Below are 2,663 nucleotides of genomic sequence, written 5' to 3' on the forward strand. Positions count from 1 at the left end.
CGCCGCCGCCGCGGCGCCGGCGGCGCTGAGCGCGCCGCCGGCCCGCGCTGCGGGTCAGAAGGCGCGGCTCAGCGTCACCATGGCGCGGGCGTCGCAGAGTTTCGTGCCGCCGAAGCACTGCGCCTTGGACAGGTCGGTGTCGTAATAGCCCACCGTCAGCATGAAGCCGCCGACGATCTCCCGCGTCACCGCGACCGACCAGTTGGTGTAGTCCGGCGCGCCATAGCGGGTGTTGCGCTCGATCCACTGGTAGCCGAGGCGTCCGGCCAGGGTGAAGTCGAAGGGCAGGCTGATATCGGCGCCGCCCTCGACATAGACGGCCGAGCCGCTCTCGAAATAGAAATTCGGCGACCAGGCGGCGGTGGCGACCAGCTTCACCGGCTCCAGCGTGTAGCTGGCCTTCGCGATCGCCTCGACGTAATTGTAGTCGTAGCTGCCGCTCGGCCGGTCATAGCCGGGATAGGTGTAGTAGACGCCGCCGATGTCGAGGCTGACCCCCGCCACCTCGAAACGGTAGCCGGCCAGCAGGTCCAGCTCCTGCCGGGCATTGCTGCCGGGGAAGGTGACGTTGCTGGCGAAGGCCCCGACATAGAAGCCGCTCTCATGCTGCGCATCCAGGGTCAGCTGGATCGCCGGGCGGTTGCGCGTCTGCGAGATGCCGCGGAACAGGTAGTCGCTCGACACCGAGGGGGTGGCGGTGACCGTCAGCCCCAGGCTGTCGATCTCGGTCTGCGCGGCCGCCGGCAGGGCCGGCAGGAAAATGCCCAAGGACAAGGCAGTGGCAAGCGCGAGTTGCGGCTTCATCGGCGAGGTTCCCTCCAGCCGGCGGCCTCGTGCCGCCGGTGGTATCGGTGCCGAAGCAAAATCTGTGCAACTTTCCGGGCCGCCGCCGCGCGGGCGTGAAAAGCCGGCCGCGCGGGCACAAAAAAACCCGCCTGCCAGGGGCAGGCGGGGTTTCCGCTGGCCGGTTCAGTTTGGTCGGAGCGAGAGGATTCGAACCTCCGGCCCCTGCGTCCCGAACACAGTGCTCTACCAGGCTGAGCTACGCTCCGTCGTCCCGGCCAGCGCCGCCCGGTCTCCCGTTCGGCTGTGGGCGGGGCGTATAACCCCGCCCGGAGAGGTCGGCAAGGGTGCCTTTGCAGTTTGCCCCAAGAAAAGCCGGATGCGCCGCCGCGCCCCGGCATGGTCTGATGCCCGCCCCTGCCCAAGCTCCGTGGAGAATGCGGATGAGAACCTTCCTGTTCGCCTGCGCCCTGGCCCTGCCGGCGCTGGCCGCCCTGCCGGCCGCCATCGCCCCCGCCCAGGCCCAGGGCGACGTCATCGCCACCCGCAAGGAGGGGCTGAAGCGCATGGGCGCCGAGATCGAGGCGATCAAGAACAGCCTCGACCGGGGCGAGCCGGTCGCGCCGCTGGCGGCGCGCGCCCAGGCCATGGCCGGCTTCTTCCAGACCCTGCCCGGCCTGTTCCCGCCCGGCAGCGACCAGGGCGACACCCGCGCCCGCCCGACCGTCTGGTCCGACCGCGCCGGCTTCGAGACGGCCAGCGCCAACATGGTCGCCGCCCTGGGCAAATTGCAGCAGGCCGCCGCCAGCGGCGATGCCGGCGCCACCGCCACCGCCTTCCGCGAGGCCGGCGCCACCTGCGGCGCCTGCCACCGCGCCTACCGCTCCCGTTGATCTGTCGGCTGCCGGTCAGGGCCGGGACGGGAGGGAGGGCCTGATCCGCCTTCCGCTCCGGCCCAGCCGGGGCAGGGCAGGGGCCGCGGCCCCTGCCTTCCGGCTCAGCCGCCGACCAGGCCGGTCCGGAACAGCAGGGCCGGCAGGGCGGCGAGCGCCAGCAGCAGCAGGCCGAGCCAGAACGGCGCCAGGCGCGGCGCCGCGCTGCCCGCGGGCAGCCATTTCCAGCCGGTGAGCATTGGCCGCACCAGATTCTGCCCCTTGGCCAGGAAATACAGCCCGACCGCCAGCACATGCAGCGCCGCCAGCGCCAGGATGAGGTTGAAGGCGCGGATATGGATCGAGGTCGCCCAGTCGCTGGCCTCGGGCGGCACGCTGCGCGCCAGCGGGCCTCTGGTAAAAATCTGATCGTCGGCGAAGAGGCCGGTCACCGCCTGGGTCAGCAGCGCCGCGATCAGCGCCAGCACCATCCAGCCGCCGGCGGCGTTGTGGCCGATCTCGCGGTCCGGCTCGCGCCGGAACAGGTGGCGCAGATGGCCGAGCGCCGCCAGCGGCGAGCGCAGGAAGCGCCCGAACCGCGCCGTGTCCGAGCCCACCACCCCCCAGCCCAGCCGGAACAGCAGCAGCGTCAGGATGGCGTAGCCGCTGGTCAGGTGCAGGTCCATGCGGCCGGTCTCGGCGCTCCACCAGGACAGGCCGATCAGCCCGATCAGCGCCCAGTGCACCAGCCGCACCCAGCCATCCCAGACCTTGACGCGAATCGGCGCGGGCTCGGGCATGGCGGTCTCCTCTGCGCGACAGCGGAAAGCCTGATGTGAGGCCGCCTTGCCACGCTGGGCAAGGCGGTTTCACGGCGCCGCGAAACCGCCTTGTCCTGCGGGCGCGGCTGCGCCTAGTTACGAGACCATGATGGATCAGAAACGCGCCGGTCTGCTGGCGCTGCTGGCGGTGGCGGGCTGCGCCGCGCTGGGCAGCACCGCCTGGTGG

3 protein-coding genes and 1 tRNA gene are annotated in these 2,663 nt (G+C 71.5%); 1 reads left to right on the plus strand and 3 read right to left on the minus strand.

The genetic code is table 11. The features are described 5' to 3' along the window. Window positions 1-54: 54 nt before the first annotated feature. Window positions 55-774, minus strand: coding sequence for a TorF family putative porin (locus HMPREF0731_RS09645; protein ID WP_245538297.1), 720 nt, complete (start codon window positions 772-774; stop codon window positions 55-57). Window positions 775-975: 201 nt separating this feature from the next. After that, window positions 976-1,052, minus strand: a tRNA-Pro gene (locus HMPREF0731_RS09650). A gap of 174 nt (window positions 1,053-1,226) precedes the next feature. On the opposite strand from HMPREF0731_RS09650, the gene HMPREF0731_RS09655 reads away from it, so the two are divergent. Continuing rightward, window positions 1,227-1,676 (plus strand): c-type cytochrome, encoded by a 450-nt coding sequence (locus tag HMPREF0731_RS09655; protein WP_051014728.1) that lies wholly within the window; start codon window positions 1,227-1,229, stop codon window positions 1,674-1,676. A 104-nt stretch (window positions 1,677-1,780) separates the two neighbouring features. Here the strand turns inward: HMPREF0731_RS09655 and HMPREF0731_RS09660 are convergent, their stop codons facing one another. After that, window positions 1,781-2,455 (minus strand): cytochrome b/b6 domain-containing protein, encoded by a 675-nt coding sequence (locus tag HMPREF0731_RS09660; RefSeq protein WP_007003922.1) that lies wholly within the window; start codon window positions 2,453-2,455, stop codon window positions 1,781-1,783. Window positions 2,456-2,663 lie beyond the last annotated feature (208 nt).

Origin of the sequence: Pseudoroseomonas cervicalis ATCC 49957 (assembly GCF_000164635.1) — a bacterium.
Taxonomy (GTDB): Bacteria; Pseudomonadota; Alphaproteobacteria; order Acetobacterales; family Acetobacteraceae; genus Pseudoroseomonas; species Pseudoroseomonas cervicalis.

Excerpts from the sequence above, each read along its gene's own strand:
- HMPREF0731_RS09655 (WP_051014728.1), top strand. The coding sequence starts at position 1,227 with ATGAGAACCTTCCTGTTCGCCTGCGCCCTGGCCCTGCCGGCGCTGGCC.
- HMPREF0731_RS09660 (WP_007003922.1), bottom strand. The coding sequence starts at position 2,455 with ATGCCCGAGCCCGCGCCGATTCGCGTCAAGGTCTGGGATGGCTGGGTG.